This window comes from Streptomyces sp. P9(2023) (assembly GCF_032436795.1).
Taxonomy (GTDB): Bacteria; Actinomycetota; Actinomycetes; order Streptomycetales; family Streptomycetaceae; genus Streptomyces.
The window spans coordinates 251,657-268,613 of sequence record NZ_JAUPWM010000004.1 but is presented as its reverse complement, the minus strand read 5'-3'; the positions used below and the strand labels follow the sequence as shown (position 1 = coordinate 268,613).

At 67.9% G+C, this 16,957-nt stretch carries 12 protein-coding genes; all 12 read left to right on the top strand.

Going from position 1 to position 16,957, the window contains the following annotated elements; genetic code table 11:
- Nucleotides 1–60 precede the first annotated feature (60 nt).
- The 12 genes from Q5762_RS08400 to Q5762_RS08345 all read left to right on the top strand — a co-directional run bounded on the left by Q5762_RS08400 (nucleotide 61) and on the right by Q5762_RS08345 (nucleotide 16,844).
- Entirely contained in the window at nucleotides 61–2,448 is a 2,388-nt protein-coding gene (locus tag Q5762_RS08400; protein WP_315891358.1) for an ABC transporter family substrate-binding protein, read from the top strand.
- 361 nt (nucleotides 2,449–2,809) lie between these two features.
- A complete protein-coding gene (gene typA, locus Q5762_RS08395; protein WP_315891357.1) occupies nucleotides 2,810–4,711 on the top strand; it encodes a translational GTPase TypA in 1,902 nt (633 codons plus the stop codon).
- A 468-nt stretch (nucleotides 4,712–5,179) separates the two neighbouring features.
- Nucleotides 5,180–6,799 (top strand): ABC transporter substrate-binding protein, encoded by a 1,620-nt coding sequence (locus tag Q5762_RS08390; RefSeq protein WP_315891356.1) that lies wholly within the window; start codon nucleotides 5,180–5,182, stop codon nucleotides 6,797–6,799.
- Nucleotides 6,800–6,923: 124 nt separating this feature from the next.
- The gene (locus tag Q5762_RS08385) at nucleotides 6,924–7,853 is read left to right on the top strand and encodes an ABC transporter permease (RefSeq protein ID WP_315891355.1); all 930 of its coding nucleotides are present in this window, start codon (nucleotides 6,924–6,926) and stop codon (nucleotides 7,851–7,853) included.
- Nucleotides 7,846–8,790: an ABC transporter permease gene (locus Q5762_RS08380; RefSeq protein WP_315891354.1), complete on the top strand. Its 945-nt coding sequence runs from the start codon at nucleotides 7,846–7,848 to the stop codon at nucleotides 8,788–8,790. Before Q5762_RS08385 ends, Q5762_RS08380 begins: the two co-directional genes overlap by 8 nt.
- Nucleotides 8,791–8,804: 14 nt before the next feature.
- Nucleotides 8,805–9,863: an ABC transporter ATP-binding protein gene (locus Q5762_RS08375; protein ID WP_315891353.1), complete on the top strand. Its 1,059-nt coding sequence runs from the start codon at nucleotides 8,805–8,807 to the stop codon at nucleotides 9,861–9,863.
- The gene (locus tag Q5762_RS08370; RefSeq protein WP_315891352.1) at nucleotides 9,856–11,004 is read left to right on the top strand and encodes a dipeptide ABC transporter ATP-binding protein; all 1,149 of its coding nucleotides are present in this window, start codon (nucleotides 9,856–9,858) and stop codon (nucleotides 11,002–11,004) included. The genes Q5762_RS08375 and Q5762_RS08370 overlap by 8 nt, the downstream gene beginning before the upstream one ends.
- Before the next feature lie 194 nt (nucleotides 11,005–11,198).
- Nucleotides 11,199–12,827: an ABC transporter substrate-binding protein gene (locus Q5762_RS08365; protein WP_315891351.1), complete on the top strand. Its 1,629-nt coding sequence runs from the start codon at nucleotides 11,199–11,201 to the stop codon at nucleotides 12,825–12,827.
- 82 nt (nucleotides 12,828–12,909) lie between these two features.
- Nucleotides 12,910–13,833 (top strand): ABC transporter permease, encoded by a 924-nt coding sequence (locus Q5762_RS08360; RefSeq protein WP_315891350.1) that lies wholly within the window; start codon nucleotides 12,910–12,912, stop codon nucleotides 13,831–13,833.
- Nucleotides 13,826–14,812, top strand: a complete 987-nt coding sequence (locus tag Q5762_RS08355; protein WP_315891349.1) for an ABC transporter permease — start codon at nucleotides 13,826–13,828, stop codon at nucleotides 14,810–14,812. Before Q5762_RS08360 ends, Q5762_RS08355 begins: the two co-directional genes overlap by 8 nt.
- 6 nt (nucleotides 14,813–14,818) lie before the next feature.
- Nucleotides 14,819–15,793 carry an ABC transporter ATP-binding protein gene (locus Q5762_RS08350; protein WP_315891348.1) on the top strand — a complete coding sequence of 325 codons (975 nt, stop codon included), beginning with the start codon at nucleotides 14,819–14,821 and terminating at the stop codon, nucleotides 15,791–15,793.
- A complete protein-coding gene (locus Q5762_RS08345; RefSeq protein ID WP_315891347.1) occupies nucleotides 15,786–16,844 on the top strand; it encodes a dipeptide ABC transporter ATP-binding protein in 1,059 nt (352 codons plus the stop codon). Before Q5762_RS08350 ends, Q5762_RS08345 begins: the two co-directional genes overlap by 8 nt.
- The last annotated feature ends 113 nt before the right edge of the window (nucleotides 16,845–16,957 follow it).

Here is a 16,957-nt window from a genome sequence, read left to right as displayed (position 1 = left end):
TATGAGCAATAGGTGTGATCATCGCCAAATGCCATAAAACTGGACGAAGGGGTACAAGTCATGTCCCAGGTCGGCGCCCCTCGCGGGAGGACATGCTCCAGGAGCCCCCGCTCCCGCACGCTCCGCTCCGTCGCCACGCTCACCAGCGCCGTGCTGGCCGTCTCCGTCCTCGCCGGATGCAGCTCCGCGGACCCGGCCGACGAGGCCCAGGCCGCCGCCCCCGACCACGCGCCCGCCGCGCGCGACCGGGTGAAGGACGGCGGATCGCTGAACTGGGCCGTGGACGCGATGCCCACCACGCTCAACGCCTTCCAGGCCGACGCCGACGCCACCACCTCCCGCATCGCCGGTGCCGTCCTCCCCGCGCTCTACACCCTCGACGAGCGCGGCCGGCCCCAGCGCAACGCGGACTATCTGGAGTCCGCCCAGGTGGTCGAGACGGAGCCGAAGCAGGTCGTCCTCTACAAGCTCAACCAGCAGGCGGTCTGGAGCGACGGCCGGGAGATCGGCGCCCCCGACTTCGTCGCCCAGTGGCGGGCCCTGAGCGGCCGGGACACCGCGTACTGGACCGCCCGCAACTCCGGCTACGAGCGGATCGAGAAGATCGAGCGCGGCAAGAACGACCTGGAGGTGCGGGTCACCTTCGGCAAGCCGTACGCCGACTGGCAGTCGCTCTTCACCCCCCTCTACCCGAAGGAGGTGATGGGCTCCCCGGCCTCCTTCAACGACGGCGCGCGCACCGCGCTGAAGTCGACCGCAGGACCGTTCCTGCTCAAGGCCTCCGACGCCAAGGCCGGCACCGTCACCCTCGCCCGGAACCCCCGCTGGTGGGGCCAGCCGGCCAAGCTCGACCAGCTCGTCCTGAAGGCGGTGGAGCGCGACGACCGCGTCGCCGCGCTCGCCGACGGCAACCTCGACCTCGCCGAGATCGACGGGCCGGCCGCCGACCGCATCGCCCTGGCGGTACGGGACGCCCGGTCCGGCCAGGGCGGCGCACAGGCCCTCTCCCACGGCCCCGGCGCCGCGATCAACCCCTCCGCGGCCCTGAAGTCCTGGGCGCTGGCGAACGGCTCCGACGAGGAGAAGGCGGAGATCGTCCAGGCCGCCCGCGAGAAGAACCAGCAGGCCATCGAGCGGTACGCGGACGAGCAGCGGGCGCTCGGGAAGTTCGTGGTCCGCAAGTCGCTGGAGCCCGCCTACACCCAGCTCTCCCTGAACGGCGAGTCCGGTCCGCTCTCCGACGAGCGGGTACGCCGCGCGGTGGCCCGGGCGCTCGACCGCCAGGAACTCGCCGAATCGGTACTCAAGCCGCTCGGGCTGCCCGCCAGGCCGCCGGGCAGCCACCTGGCCCTCGCGGGGCAGGCGGCGTACGCGGACAGCAGTGACGCGCTCGGCGCCCAGGACACCAAGGAGGCGCGGGCGCTGCTCGCGGACGCCGGGTGGGTGCCGGGGGGCGCGGCGAAGAAGCCGGCCGGGACGAAGGCGGGCAGCGAGGCGGACCCGAAGAAGGCGGACGCGGAGAAGAAGGCGGACGCCGAGAAGAAGACCGAGAAGACTGAGAAGACCGAGAAGACCGAGAAGACGTCCGACAAGGCCAAGAAGCCCGACGCCGACGTCGCCTCCGACGAGGGCCTCTACATCGTCGGCGACGACAAGCCCGGCGGTACGGCCCCCCGCGGTGACGGCAAGGCCGGCGAGCCCGCCGGCAAGGCCGGCGAGCCCGTGATCGGCGCCGGCGGCCCCGAGAACGGCACCAACGTCCTCGCCCCGGCCCCGGGCGCGGCCCTGCGGCCGGCCCGCCCCGACGCCGGCGTCGCCGGGGCCTATGCCCCGCGCGGCACCGCCGCCCCCGCCGTGCCGGCGGCCGCCACCCAGGCCCTCGGCAAGGACGGCAAGCCGCTCAGCCTGCGCTTCGTCCTGCCTTCGGGCCCCGGCTCGGAGTCGCTCCGCGCGGTCGGCGACAAGATCGTCCGGATGCTCGACGAGGTCGGCATCCGCACCGAGATCACCAAGGTCGCCGACGAGAGCTTCTTCAAGGACCACATCGCCTCCGGCGACTACGACCTGGCCCTCTACTCCTGGCCGGCGACCGCCTTCCCCGCGACCGACGCCCGGCCGATCTTCGCCAAGCCCCAGCCGGCCTCGGACGGCTCCCTCCTGGTCGAGCAGAACTACGCCCGCGTCGGCACCGACCGTATCGATCAACTGTTCGACCAGGCGGTGGCCACCCTCAACGAGGAGGAGGCCCGTGACCTGGTCCGCCAGGCCGACGCCCGGATCTGGGCCGCCGCAGGATCGATTCCCCTCTATCAGCGCCCCCAGCTGGTGGCGGCCAAGGCCGAGATCGTGAACGCGGGAGCCTGGGGCTTCGCGGCCCCGCGCTATCAGGACATCGGCTTCAAGAAGCCGGAAACGGTGAAGGGCGCGGAGCGCAACACCAACAATTAGCGAAACGCAGGACGAACAGACCGGTGCACCCCCAGGAACAGAGCGGGAGTACACCGGCGAGAATCAGCCAGAACCGCAGGTCGCAACCTCAGAAGCCGCTCAATTTCCTTGCCCGCCGGTGCCCCCGGCGGGCAGGATCACGTCCGGCCCCTTGACCCGGCCTGTTCCGCACGCTCAGTGCCCCCACTCCCCCCCCACCACCGAGGCCCCCCACGCCTCCCCCCACACCCTCTCGAATCCGGGCGGGGAAGCCCCTTGCGCGGCAGCCCCGTACCATAGGACATAGCCGTGGCGCGTCCGCCCGGCGGGCGTAAGAGGAACTGACGCCGCATCCCACGATCCGAGAGAAGCGCAAGCACCCATGCCCACGCGCCACGACATCCGTAACGTCGCCATCGTCGCCCACGTCGACCATGGCAAGACGACCATCGTCGACGCCATGCTCAAGCAGGCCGGTGCCTTCGCCGCCCACCAGCACCTCGACGACCGCATGATGGACTCGAACGACCTGGAGCGTGAGAAGGGCATCACGATCCTCGCCAAGAACACGGCGGTGAAGTATCACCCCAAGGACGGCGGGGCCCCGATCACGATCAACATCATCGACACCCCGGGCCACGCCGACTTCGGTGGCGAGGTCGAGCGCGGTCTGTCGATGGTGGACGCGGTCGTCCTCCTCGTGGACGCCTCCGAGGGTCCGCTCCCGCAGACCCGCTTCGTGCTGCGCAAGGCCCTCCAGCAGCGCCTGCCCGTCATCCTCTGCATCAACAAGACGGACCGCCCGGACTCCCGGATCGACGAGGTCGTCAACGAGACCTACGACCTCTTCCTCGACCTGGACGCGGACGAGGACCAGATCGAGTTCCCGATCGTCTACGCCTGTGGCCGTGACGGCGTCGCCTCGCTGACCAAGCCCGCCGACGGCACCGTCCCGGCGGACAGCGAGAACCTGGAGCCGTTCTTCTCCACGATCCTGGAGCACGTCCCGGCCCCGTCGTACGACGAGACGGCGCCCCTCCAGGCCCACGTCACCAACCTCGACGCCGACAACTTCCTCGGCCGTATCGCGCTGCTCCGTGTCGAGCAGGGCGAGCTGCGCAAGGGCCAGACGGTCGCGTGGATCAAGCGGGACGGCACGATCTCCAACGTCCGCATCACCGAGCTGATGATGACCGAGGCGCTCACCCGTAAGCCCGCCGAGGTCGCGGGCCCCGGTGACATCTGCGCCGTCGCCGGTATCCCCGACATCATGATCGGCGAGACCCTGGCCGACCCGGAGAACCCGATCGCGCTGCCGCTGATCACGGTCGACCAGCCGGCCATCTCCATGACCATCGGTACGAACACCTCGCCGCTCGTCGGCCGCGGTGGCACCGGCAAGGGCGCGGACGCGAAGTCCGCGGTCAAGCAGCGCAAGGTCACCGCCCGCCAGGTCAAGGACCGGCTGGACCGCGAGCTCATCGGTAACGTCTCGCTGCGCGTCCTCGACACCGAGCGCCCGGACGCCTGGGAGGTCCAGGGCCGTGGTGAGCTCGCGCTCGCCATCCTGGTCGAGCAGATGCGCCGCGAGGGCTTCGAGCTCACCATCGGCAAGCCGCAGGTCGTCACCAAGCAGGTCGACGGCAAGACCCACGAGCCCGTCGAGCGCCTCACGGTCGACGTGCCCGAGGAGCACATGGGCGCCGTCACGCAGCTCATGGGTATCCGCAAGGGCCGCATGGACAACATGTCGAACCACGGCTCCGGCTGGGTCCGCATGGAGTTCGTCGTTCCGTCCCGTGGCCTCATCGGCTTCCGTACGGAGTTCCTGACCAACACCCGCGGTACGGGCATCGCCCACTCGATCCACGAGGGCCACGAGCCGTGGTTCGGCACGCTGACGACCCGTAACAACGGTTCGCTGGTCGCCGACCGCGCCGGCGCCGTCACCGCCTTCGCGATGACGAACCTCCAGGAGCGCGGCGTCCTGTTCACCGACCCCGGCACCGAGGTGTACGAGGGCATGATCGTCGGCGAGAACTCCCGCGCCGACGACATGGACGTGAACATCACGAAGGAGAAGAAGCTCACCAACATGCGCTCCGCCTCCGCCGACTCCTTCGAGGCGATCGTCCCGCCGCGGAAGCTCTCCCTGGAGCAGTCCCTGGAGTTCTGCCGCGACGACGAGTGCGTCGAGGTCACCCCGGAGGCCGTGCGCATCCGCAAGGTCGTCCTGGACCAGAACCAGCGCGGCCGCACCGCGTCGCGCGCCAAGAACGCCTGAAGCCGGAACGCCTGACACCGGAACACCTGACCTGTGACCTGCGCCGCGTCTCGCTGACGTAGGCCGGCCACAGCGAACTACCACGAGGCCCGGACCGCCACAGTCACTGTGGCGGTCCGGGCCTTTCGTCAAATCCATTTCATGGACAGGGTGTCCGGATATCGGCCGTCGCTCTCCGGAACGTGTGTTAACGGTCCGTTTCGCGGGTGTCTGTCTGTGATCGCTTTGTCCGGATTTCCGTCTCCTGGCCCCAGGTGATGTTGTCAAAACGAGACCACTTAAGTGTGGTTTACAGCCCTGGCGTACTTAATAGTTGGCTGCATTGAGCTCGGGTCAATGGGTCACACACTGTGGGGAGTGTCGACTCACGAGCACACTCGGGGCACATGGGTTCAACGCCGTCAGGGGTGTCGGCGTACTCGGAAGTGCCCTTCTTGTAGTGACAAGTGGACTCATGAGGAGGAACCCATGCGCGGTGCCAAGAGCGCCAAGTGGGTAGTGGGCGCGACCATCGTGGCCCTGGCAGCGACCGCCTGTGGCGGCGGCAGTGGCAAGGACGACAGCGCCTCGAAGGAGAAGGGCAAGCCCGAGGGCTATGTCTCGATCGACGTCGGTGAGCCCCAGAAGCCGCTGATCCCGGGCGACACCAATGAGTCGCTCGGTAGCTACGTCATCCAGTCGGTCTTCACGCAGCTGCTGGACTTCGACGCCCAGGGCAAGATCGTCTACACGAACGCCGAGTCGATCAAGACGACCGACTCGAAGACCTGGACGGTCAAGCTCAAGCCCGGCTGGAAGTTCCACGACGGCACCCCGGTCACGTCGGCGTCCTACGTCAAGGCGTGGAACTGGTACGCCAACATCGAGAACAAGCAGCAGAACGCCTTCTGGTTCGAGGACATCGCCGGCTACGCCGATGTCCACCCGGACAAGGGCGCCCCGGCGAAGAAGGAGATGTCGGGCCTGAAGGTCGTCGACGACACGACCTTCACCATCGAGCTCGCGAAGCCGGTCCCGTACTTCGAGTACAAGCTCGGCTACACCACCTGGGCTCCGCTGCCCGAGGTCTTCTACAAGGACACCAAGGCGTTCGGCCAGAAGCCGGTCGGCAACGGCCCCTACGTCTTCGAGAAGTGGGACCGCAAGAAGCTCATCCAGGTCAAGGCCAACCCTGACTACCTGGGCCCGAACAAGGCCAAGAACAAGGGTGTCCTCTTCAAGAACTACGCGACCGTCGAGGCCGCGTACCAGGACCTCCTCTCCGGCAACCTGGACATGATCCGCCAGGTCGGCCCGAAGGACCTGCCGAAGTACAAGCAGGACCTCGGCGACCGCGCGATCGAGCAGCCGTACGCGGCCATCCAGAGCCTCGTCCCGACCTTCTACTCGAAGACCTTCAAGGGCATCAACCCGAAGGTCCTCCAGGGTCTGTCGATGGCGATCGACCGGGAGACGATCACCAAGACCGTCCTCAACGGCACCCGCAAGCCGGCCACGAGCTTCATCCCCGAGGGTGTCGCCGGTAAGCAGGACCTGGGCAGCGACGTCTTCAAGTTCGACCCGGCGAAGGCCAAGGCGCTCGTCACCGAGGGCGGCGGCGTTCCGGACAACAAGATCTGGATCCAGTACAACGCCGACGGTGGCCACAAGGAGTGGGTGACCGCGGTCTGCGAGTCGATCCGCAACTCCACCGGTGTCGACTGCGTCCCGGACGCGAAGCCGGACTTCCAGACCGACCTGGAAGCGCGCGACAACGACAAGGTCAAGTCGATGTACCGCGGTGGCTGGGTCGCCGACTACCCGGTGAACGCCAACTTCATGCGTGAGCTCTACGGCTCGACGGCCGAGGCGAACAACGGTCGCTTCTCGGACCCCGCGGTCGACGCGGCGTTCAAGAAGGGCGACAACGCGAAGTCCCTGGAAGAGTCGATCAAGGCTTACCAGGAGGCCGAGAAGCTGGTTCTCACCAAGATGCCGGCCATCCCGCTGTGGGAGTACAAGATCAACGGTGGTCACTCCAAGGCTGTCGACAACGTGAATGTCAACTTCCGCGGTGACTTCGAACTCACCGAAGTGACCGCCAAGTAACCATCCCACGGTCCCACCCCCACTCAGCCGTCACCCGCCACCGCAACTGGCGGTAGGCCCCGGGGCCGCTTCCCGCATCCAGGAATCGGCCCCGGGGCTGTAGGTATTCATATCGGAGGCAAACATGGGGCGTTATGTCGCGCGGCGACTGCTCCAGATGATCCCGGTCTTCCTCGGGTCAACCTTGCTGGTCTTCCTCATGATGTACGCGCTGCCCGGCGATCCCGTGCGCGCGCTCGCCGGAGAGCAGACCGTCGACCCGGCGCAGATCGCCGCGATGAAGAAGGACCTCGGGCTTGACCGGCCGTTCCTGGTGCAGTACGGGAACTACCTCGTCAACCTGTTCCAGGGCGACTTCGGTACGCAGATCGCCAGCGGGCGACCCGTCGCGGACATCATCGCGAGCGCGTTCCCGATCACGATCAGACTGACCCTGTTCGCCTTCACCTTCACCGCGCTCGTCGGCATCTCCCTCGGTGTCTTCGCCGGACTGAAGGCCGACACGCTCCGGGACCGCGGTCTGCTGGTCCTGACGCTGCTCCTGATCTCCGTCCCCTCGTTCGTCCTCGCTTTTCTCGCGCAGTTCTTCTTCGCCCACCAACTCGGCTGGGTCGACCCCAACGTGAGCGCACTGGCCGAATGGGGCGAGCTCGTGTTGCCGGCCGTCGTGCTCGGCTCACTGTCATTGGCGTACGTCGCCCGGCTCACCCGCACCTCGATCGCGGAGAACCTGCGCTCGGACTACATGCGCACCGCAGTGGCCAAGGGGCTGCCGCGCCGCCGCATCGTCGGTGTCCACCTGATGCGCAACTCCATGATCCCCGTCGTCACCTTCCTCGGCACCGACCTCGGTTCCCTGATGGGCGGCGCGGTCGTCACCGAGGGCATCTTCAACGTGCAGGGCGTCGGCTACAACGTCTTCTCCGCGCTGAAGAACCGTGAGGGCGCCACCGTCGTGGGCATCGTGACCCTGATCGTGGTCGTCTATCTCGTCGCCAGCCTGCTCGTCGACCTGCTCTACGCGGTCCTGGACCCGAGGATCCGTTATGCCTGAGGCACTCAAGGAAGCTGTCAGCGAACAGACTTCGGCGGACGCGTCCGCCACAACGCCGGTCGAGAAGCGGCAGAAGCCGCGCAGCCTCTGGTCGGACGCCTGGCACGACCTGCGCCGCAACCCGATCTTCCTGGTCTCCGCCGTCCTGATCGCCGTCCTGCTGACCATGGCCGTCTTCCCCGGCCTGTTCACCAGCGCCGACCCGCGCCAGGCGGACCTCGCCAAGCACTACCTCCAGAAGCCGAACTGGGGCAGCTTCTTCAACGTGGACTGGTTCGGTTACGACATCCAGGGCCGGTCGATCTACGCGCGTGTCATCTACGGCGCCCGCGCCTCGATCGCCGTCGCCGTCGTCGTCACGTTGCTCGTCACCATCCTCGGCACGGTCGTCGGCATGCTCGCCGGCTACTTCGGCGGCTGGATGGACGCGATCCTGTCCCGGGTCACGGACATCTTCTTCGCCGTCCCCTTCATGCTCGGCGCGATGGTCGTCCTGACCGCGTTCGAGGAGCGTCAGCTCTGGGTCGTCATCCTGGCCCTGGCCTTCCTGGGCTGGACCCAGATCGCCCGTGTCGCCCGCGGCTCGGTGATCACCATCAAGCATGCGGACTACGTGATGGCGGCCAAGGCGCTCGGCGCCTCCACCTCGCGGATCCTGCTCCGGCACATCCTGCCGAACGCGATCGCCCCGGTGATCGTCGTCGCCACCATCGCGCTCGGCGGCTACATCTCCGCGGAGGCCACGCTCTCCTTCCTGGGCATCGGCCTCGCCGAGCCGACCGTCTCGTGGGGTGTCGACATCTCCTCGGGCCAGGAGCAGCTGCGTAACGCCGCGTTCGTCCTCATCATCCCGTCGGTCATGGTGTCGATCACCGTTCTGGCGTTCATCATGCTCGGCGATGCGGTTCGCAGCGCCCTCGACCCCAAGCTGCGCTGAGGAGGGCGTACAACGTGAGCATCATCGACAAGACCGCGAGCGTCCCCGCCCCCCGTGGCGGCGACGAGCACACCGGGCCCCTGCTCGAAGTCCGTGACCTGCACGTGGAGTTCCACACCCGCGACGGTGTGGCCAAGGCGGTCAACGGAGTCAACTACAGCGTGAACGCGGGCGAGACGCTCGCCGTGCTCGGCGAGTCCGGGTCCGGCAAGTCCGTCACCGCGCAGGCCGTCATGGGCATCCTCGACATGCCGCCGGGCAAGATCCCCAAGGGTGAGATCTTCTTCCGCGGTGAGGACATGCTCAAGATGTCCGGCGAGGAGCGGCGGAAGATCCGCGGCCGGAAGATCGCGATGATCTTCCAGGACGCGCTGTCCTCCCTCAACCCGGTCCTCTCCGTCGGCTACCAGCTCGGCGAGATGTTCCGGGTGCACCACGGCCTCTCCAAGAAGGAGGCCAAGGCCAAGGCCATCGAGCTGATGGACAAGGTCAAGATCCCGGCCGCCGCGGCCCGGGTGAACGACTACCCCCACCAGTTCTCCGGCGGTATGCGCCAGCGCATCATGATCGCGATGGCGCTCGCCCTGGAGCCCGACCTGATCATCGCGGACGAGCCCACCACGGCGCTCGACGTGACCGTCCAGGCCCAGGTCATGGATCTCCTCGCGGAGCTCCAGCGCGAGTACAACATGGGTCTGATCCTGATCACCCACGACCTCGGCGTCGTCGCCGACGTCGCGGACAAGATCGCGGTCATGTACGCGGGCCGGATCGTCGAGACCGCGCCGGTCCACGAGCTGTACAAGCGCCCGGCCCACCCGTACACCCGGGGTCTGCTCGACTCGATCCCGCGCCTGGACCAGAAGGGCCAGGAGCTGTACGCGATCAAGGGTCTGCCGCCCAACCTGCTCCGGGTGCCCACCGGCTGCGCCTTCAACCCGCGCTGCCCCAAGGCCGACGACATCTGCCGTACGGAGATCCCGGCGCTCGCGCCGGTCTCCGAGCAGGACGGCACGGAGCTGCCCGGCCGCGGCAGCGCCTGCCACTTCTGGAAGGAGACGATCCATGGCTGAGCTCAGCAAGAACGATGAGGCCGCGGACGCGACTCCGAACGTCACCGAGGTGCACGAGGTCGACGCCGCCGGCGAGGCGGAGGCCGTAGCCGCCATCGAGGCGCCCGTCGAGCGCGGTGAGCCGATCCTGCAGGTGCGCAACCTGGTCAAGCACTTCCCGCTGACCCAGGGCATCCTGTTCAAGAAGCAGGTCGGAGCGGTCAAGGCCGTGGACGGGATCTCCTTCGATCTCTACCAGGGCGAGACCCTCGGCATCGTGGGCGAGTCCGGTTGTGGCAAGTCCACGGTCGCCAAGCTCCTGATGACCCTGGAGCGGGCCACCGCGGGCGAGGTCTTCTACAAGGGCCAGGACATCACCAGGCTGTCCGGCCGCGCCCTGAAGGCCGTCCGCCGGAACATCCAGATGGTGTTCCAGGACCCGTACACCTCGCTGAACCCGCGCATGACGGTCGGCGACATCATCGGCGAGCCCTTCGACATCCACCCCGAGGTGGCCCCCAAGGGTGACCGCCGTCGCCGGGTGCAGGAGCTGCTCGATGTGGTCGGTCTGAACCCCGAGTACATCAACCGCTACCCGCACCAGTTCTCCGGCGGTCAGCGCCAGCGCATCGGCATCGCCCGAGGCCTCGCGCTCAACCCCGAGATCATCGTCTGCGACGAGCCGGTCTCGGCCCTGGACGTCTCCGTCCAGGCGCAGGTCATCAACCTGATGGAGAAGCTCCAGGACGAGTTCAACCTGTCCTACCTCTTCATCGCGCACGACCTGTCGATCGTCCGGCACATCTCCGACCGGGTCGGCGTCATGTACCTCGGCAAGATGGCCGAGATCGGTACGGACACGCAGATCTACGACCACCCGACGCACCCCTACACCCAGGCGCTGCTGTCGGCGGTCCCGGTGCCGGACCCGGACGCCCGTGAGGGCCGCGAGCGGATCATCCTCACCGGTGACGTCCCCTCGCCGGCCAACCCGCCGTCGGGCTGCCGCTTCCGCACCCGGTGCTGGAAGGCCGAGGAGAAGTGCTCGCAGGAGGAGCCGCTCCTCGCGATCCCGGAGCGCTTCCAGGGGCAGGACACCCCGGCCGCGCACGAGTCGGCCTGCCACTTCGCCGAGGAGAAGGACATCGTCCACGCGGCGTAGCTCCGTCAGCTGTCCACGAGGGCGCCCCGGCCATCCCGGCCGGGGCGCCCTCGCGCGTTTCCCGTACGGGTGTCGTCGACCGGGTGTCGTTCGTGCGCGTGCCGTCGTCCGGGTGTCGTTAAGGTGCATACCGTACTAAGGCGGGTGATATTGGGGCTCTCAAGTAGAGACCCAGGATCCTCGGGAGGCACCTCATGCGCGGAGCCACGCACGCCAGGTGGGCCGCACTGGCCGCCGCCGTCGCACTCATGGCTACGGCCTGCGGCGGCGGAGACGACGGCGGAGGCGGTGGTGGCGCGGACGGCATCGTCAGTTCCTCCTGGGGCGACCCGCAGAACCCGCTGGAGCCGGCGAACACCAACGAGGTCCAGGGCGGCAAGGTCCTCTCGATGATCTTCCGCGGTCTCAAGCAGTACGACCCGAAGACCGGCGAGGCCCAGAACATGCTCGCCGAGAACATCGAGACCACGGACTCCACGAACTTCACCGTCACCCTCAAGGACGGCTGGACCTTCTCCAACGGCGAGCAGGTCACCGCGCAGTCCTTCGTGGACGCCTGGAACTACGGCGCCCATCTGAAGAACAACCAGAAGAACGCCTCCTTCTTCGGCCAGATCGAGGGCTACGACCAGGTCCACCCCGAGAGCGGCGAGCCCACCGCGGAGACCATGTCCGGCCTCAAGGTCGTCGACCCCAAGACCTTCACGGTCAAGCTCACCCAGAAGTTCTCCACCTGGCCCGACACCCTCGGCTACGCCGCCTTCTCCCCGCTCCCCAAGTCCTTCTTCGACGATCACGCCGCCTGGCTGGACAAGCCCGTCGGCAACGGCCCGTACACGGTCGACTCGTACGCCAAGGGCTCCCAGATGGAGCTGAAGCGCTGGGCCGGCTACCCCGGCGCCGACAAGGCGAAGAACGGCGGCGTCACCCTCCGGGTCTACACCGACAACAACACCGCCTACACCGACCTGACGGCCGGCAACCTCGACCTCGTCGACGACGTGCCCGCCTCCCAGCTGAAGAACGTCGAGGCCGACCTCGGCGACCGGTACATCAACGTCCCGGCCGGCATCATCCAGACCCTCGGCTTCCCGTTCTACGACGCGGCGTGGAACAAGCCGGGGCAGGAGAAGCTCCGCCAGGGCATCTCCCGGGCGATCAACCGGGAGCAGATCACCGACACCATCTTCCAGAAGACCCGCACCCCCGCCGTCGACTGGACCTCCCCGGTCCTCGGCGCGGAGGGTGGCTTCAAGGACATCTGCGGCGACTTCTGCAAGTACGACGCCGTAGAGGCGAAGAAGCTGGTCACCGAGGGCGGCGGCATCCCCGGCGGCACGATGAAGATCTCGTACAACGCCGACACCGGCTCCCACAAGGAGTGGGTGGACGCCGTGTGCAACTCCATCAACAACGCCCTCGGCGACAACCGGGCCTGCGTCGGCAACCCGATCGGCACCTTCGCCGACTTCCGCAGCCAGGTCTCCACGCAGAAGATGCCGGGCCCCTTCCGGGCCGGCTGGCAGATGGACTACCCGCTCATCCAGAACTTCCTGCAGCCGCTGTACTACACCAACGCCTCGTCCAACGACGGCAAGTACACCGACCCCGAGTTCGACAAGCTCGTCGACCAGGCCAACGCCGAGTCCGACATCGCCAAGGCCGTCGAGACCTTCCAGCAGGCCGAGGAGATCCTCCGCGACGACATGGGCGCGGTCCCGCTCTGGTACCAGAACGGCAGCGCCGGCTACTCCGAGCGCGTCTCCGGCGTGATGCTCAACCCGTTCAGCGTCCCGGTCTACGACCAGATCACGGTCAACTGACGCAGCGCGTCGGCGTACGGTCCGGCCCGGCGTTCCCCCACGCGCCGGGCCGTACGCCTACCCCACACCCCCGGAGCCCCCCATGGGTCGTTATGTGATCCGGCGTCTGCTGCAGATGATCCCGGTCTTCATCGGCGCCACCCTGCTGATCTTCCTGATGGTGAACGTGATGGGCGACCCCATCGCCGGCCTCTGCGGCGACCGTGCCTGCGATCCGGCGACCGCCGCCCAGCTGGAGAAGGAGTTCGGCCTCGACAAGCCCGTCTGGCAGCAATACCTGATCTACATGGGCAACCTCTTCACCGGCGACTTCGGTACGGCCTTCAACGGCCAGCCGGTCACCGAGCTGATGGCCAGCGCCTTCCCCGTCACCATCCGGCTCACCATCGTGGCGATCCTCTTCGAGATCGTCATCGGCATCAGCCTCGGCGTCCTGACCGGCCTGAAGCGCGGCCGCCCCGTCGACACCACCGTGCTGCTGCTCACGCTGGTCGTCATCTCGGTCCCGACCTTCGTCACCGGCCTGCTGCTCCAGCTGCTGCTCGGCGTGAAGTGGGGCTGGATCAAGCCCGCGGTCTCCTCCGAGGCCACCTTCGACGAACTGATCGTCCCCGGCCTGGTCCTCGCCTCGGTCTCCCTCGCGTACGTCACCCGGCTCACCCGGACCTCGATCGCGGAGAACAAGCGCGCCGACTACGTCCGTACCGCCATCGCCAAGGGCCTGCCGCGCCGCCGGGTCATCACCCGCCACCTGCTGCGCAACAGCCTCATCCCCGTGGTCACGTTCATCGGCGCCGACATCGGGGCGCTGATGGGCGGCGCGATCGTCACGGAGCGGATCTTCAACATCCACGGCGTCGGCTACCAGCTCTACCAGGGCATCGTCCGGCAGAACACCCAGACCGTCGTGGGCTTCGTGACCATCCTCGTCATCGTCTTCCTGCTGGCCAACCTCCTCGTCGACCTCCTGTACGCCGTCCTTGACCCGAGGATCCGCTATGCCTGAGCCGCTTGAGCCGTTCGACGACGGGCGCGCCATCGACCACACGGGGTCGGGTGGCGGCACGGACCTCGCCATGGAGGAGGGCGCGTCCCTGGAGAAGACCCCGGGCGGCCCGCTGGGCACCGGCACGGCCGGCAAGCCCCGCTCTCTCTGGTCCGACGCCTGGCACGACCTGCGCCGCAACCCGGTCTTCATCATCTCCGGGCTGATCATCCTCTTCCTCGTGATCATCTCCATCTGGCCGTCCCTGATCGCCAGCGGCGACCCCCTCCAGTGCGACCTGTCCAAGGCCCAGGAGGGCTCCCAGCCCGGCCACCCCTTCGGCTTCAACGGCCAGGGCTGCGACGTCTACACCCGTACGGTCTACGGCGCCCGGACCTCCGTCACCGTCGGCCTCCTCGCCACCCTCGGCGTCGCGATCCTCGGCTCCCTGCTCGGCGGCCTGGCGGGCTTCTTCGGCGGCGGCTGGGACGCGGTCCTCTCCCGGTTCACCGACGTCTTCTTCGCCATCCCGGTCGTCCTCGGCGGACTCGTCCTGCTGTCCGTCGTCACCAGCAGCACGATCTGGCCCGTCATCGGCTTCATGGTGCTGCTCGGCTGGCCGCAGATTTCCCGGATCGCCCGCGGCTCGGTCATCACGGCCAAGCAGAACGACTACGTGCAGGCGGCCCGGGCGCTCGGCGCCTCCAACTCCCGCTTGCTGCTCCGCCACATCGCGCCCAACGCCATCGCCCCGGTCATCGTCGTCGCGACCATCGCCCTCGGTACGTACATCTCGCTCGAAGCGACCCTGTCGTACCTCGGCGTCGGGCTGAAGCCCCCCACCGTCTCCTGGGGCATCGACATCTCCTCGGCGTCGCAGTACATCCGCAACGCCCCGCACATGCTGCTCTGGCCGGCCGGCGCGCTCGCCATCACCGTGCTCGCGTTCATCATGCTCGGCGACGCGGTGCGCGACGCCCTCGACCCGAAGCTGAGGTAGCCGCCCATGCTGCTCGAAGTGCGCGATCTGCACGTGGAGTTCCACACCCGGGACGGGGTGGCGAAGGCCGTCAACGGGGTCAGCTACGCGGTCGACGCGGGCGAGACGCTGGCCGTGCTCGGCGAGTCGGGATCCGGCAAGTCCGTCACCGCCCAGGCCGTCATGGGCATCCTCGACATCCCGCCCGGGAAGATCACCGGCGGCGAGATCCGCTTCCAGGGCCAGGACCTGCTGAAGCTCAAGGAGGACGAGCGGCGCAAGGTCCGCGGCGCGAAGATGGCGATGATCTTCCAGGACGCGCTGTCCTCGCTCAACCCCGTGATCAGCGTCGGGGACCAGCTCGGCGAGATGTTCCAGGTCCACCAGGGGATGTCCCGTAAGGAGTCCCGGGCCAAGGCGGTCGAGCTGATGGACCGGGTCCGGATCCCGGCCGCCAAGGAACGGGTCGGGCAGTACCCGCACCAGTTCTCCGGAGGCATGCGCCAGCGCATCATGATCGCGATGGCGCTCTCCCTCGAACCCGACCTGATCATCGCCGACGAGCCGACGACCGCCCTCGACGTCACCGTCCAGGCCCAGGTGATGGACCTCCTCGCCGAGCTCCAGCGCGAGCTCAACATGGGCCTCATCCTCATCACCCACGACCTCGGCGTCGTCGCCGACGTCGCCGACAAGATCGCCGTGATGTACGCGGGCCGGATCGTCGAGACCGCCCCCGTCCACGAGATCTACAAGGCGCCCGCCCACCCGTACACCCGCGGTCTGCTCGACTCGATCCCGCGCCTGGACCAGAAGGGCCAGGAGCTGTACGCGATCAAGGGCCTGCCCCCGAACCTGCTGGCCATCCCGCCCGGCTGCGCCTTCAACCCGCGCTGCCCGCTGGCCCGGGACGTCTGCCGCACCGACGAGCCGCCGCTGTACGAAGTGTCGGAGGAACGCCGCAGCGCGTGCCACTTCTGGCAGGAGGCCCTCCGTGGCTGAGCCGATTCTCCAGGTCCGCGACCTGTACAAGCACTACCCGCTGACCCAGGGCATCCTCTTCAAGAAGCAGGTCGGCGCGGTCAAGGCCGTCGACGGCGTCGACTTCGACCTGGCGGCGGGGGAGACCCTCGGCATCGTCGGCGAGTCCGGCTGCGGCAAGTCGACCGTGGCGAAGATGCTGGTCAACCTGGAGCGCCCGACCTCCGGCGCGATCCGCTACAAGGGCGACGACATCACCACGCTGTCGCCGAAGGCCCTGCGCGCGGTCCGCCGCAACATCCAGATGGTCTTCCAGGACCCGTACACCTCGCTCAACCCGCGCATGACGGTCGGCGACATCATCGGCGAGCCGTACGAGATCCACCCCGAGGTCGCCCCGAAGGGCGACCGGCGGCGCAAGGTCCAGGACCTGCTGGACGTCGTCGGCCTCAACCCGGAGTACATCAACCGCTATCCGCACCAGTTCAGCGGCGGCCAGCGGCAGCGCATCGGCATCGCCCGCGGCCTCGCCCTGCAGCCCGAGATCATCGTGGCGGACGAGCCGGTCTCGGCCCTCGACGTCTCCGTCCAGGCCCAGGTCATCAACCTCCTGGCGAAGCTCCAGGACGAGTTCTCGCTCAGTTACGTCTTCATCGCCCACGACCTGTCGATCGTCCGGCACATCTCCGACCGGGTCGGCGTCATGTACCTCGGCCGGATCGTCGAGATCGGCACCGACACCCAGATCTACGACCACCCCACGCACCCGTACACCCAGGCCCTGCTGTCGGCGGTCCCGGTGCCGGACCCGGACGCGCGCGAGCACCGCGAACGCGTCATCCTCAGCGGTGACGTGCCCTCGCCGGCCAACATCCCCTCGGGCTGCCGCTTCCGCACCCGCTGCTGGAAGGCGCAGGAGCGCTGCGCGCTGGAGGTTCCGCTGCTGGCGGTCCCGGCGGAGTTCCGGCTCTCGGACACCCCGGCGAAGCACGACTCGGCGTGCCACTTCGCGGAGGAGAAGCAGGTGGTGCCGACGGAGGAGGAGCCGGGGGAGCCGGAGGAGCCGGAGTAGTGGATCCGATATCCGATACTCCATATCCAATGTCCAATATCCAATATCCGACATCCGGGTGAATCGGCGTCACATCCTTAACAGCCAGGCAACTCGGCCGACCCGGATCCGAT

Bases quoted from the DNA above. Each gene is read 5' to 3' on its own strand.
- typA (WP_315891357.1), top strand. From the start codon at position 2,810: ATGCCCACGCGCCACGACATCCGTAACGTCGCCATCGTCGCCCACGTC.
- Q5762_RS08380 (WP_315891354.1), top strand. From the start codon at position 7,846: ATGCCTGAGGCACTCAAGGAAGCTGTCAGCGAACAGACTTCGGCGGAC.
- Q5762_RS08400 (WP_315891358.1), top strand. From the start codon at position 61: ATGTCCCAGGTCGGCGCCCCTCGCGGGAGGACATGCTCCAGGAGCCCC.
- Q5762_RS08365 (WP_315891351.1), top strand. From the start codon at position 11,199: ATGCGCGGAGCCACGCACGCCAGGTGGGCCGCACTGGCCGCCGCCGTC.
- Q5762_RS08355 (WP_315891349.1), top strand. From the start codon at position 13,826: ATGCCTGAGCCGCTTGAGCCGTTCGACGACGGGCGCGCCATCGACCAC.
- Q5762_RS08385 (WP_315891355.1), top strand. From the start codon at position 6,924: ATGGGGCGTTATGTCGCGCGGCGACTGCTCCAGATGATCCCGGTCTTC.
- Q5762_RS08350 (WP_315891348.1), top strand. From the start codon at position 14,819: ATGCTGCTCGAAGTGCGCGATCTGCACGTGGAGTTCCACACCCGGGAC.
- Q5762_RS08390 (WP_315891356.1), top strand. From the start codon at position 5,180: ATGCGCGGTGCCAAGAGCGCCAAGTGGGTAGTGGGCGCGACCATCGTG.
- Q5762_RS08370 (WP_315891352.1), top strand. From the start codon at position 9,856: ATGGCTGAGCTCAGCAAGAACGATGAGGCCGCGGACGCGACTCCGAAC.
- Q5762_RS08360 (WP_315891350.1), top strand. From the start codon at position 12,910: ATGGGTCGTTATGTGATCCGGCGTCTGCTGCAGATGATCCCGGTCTTC.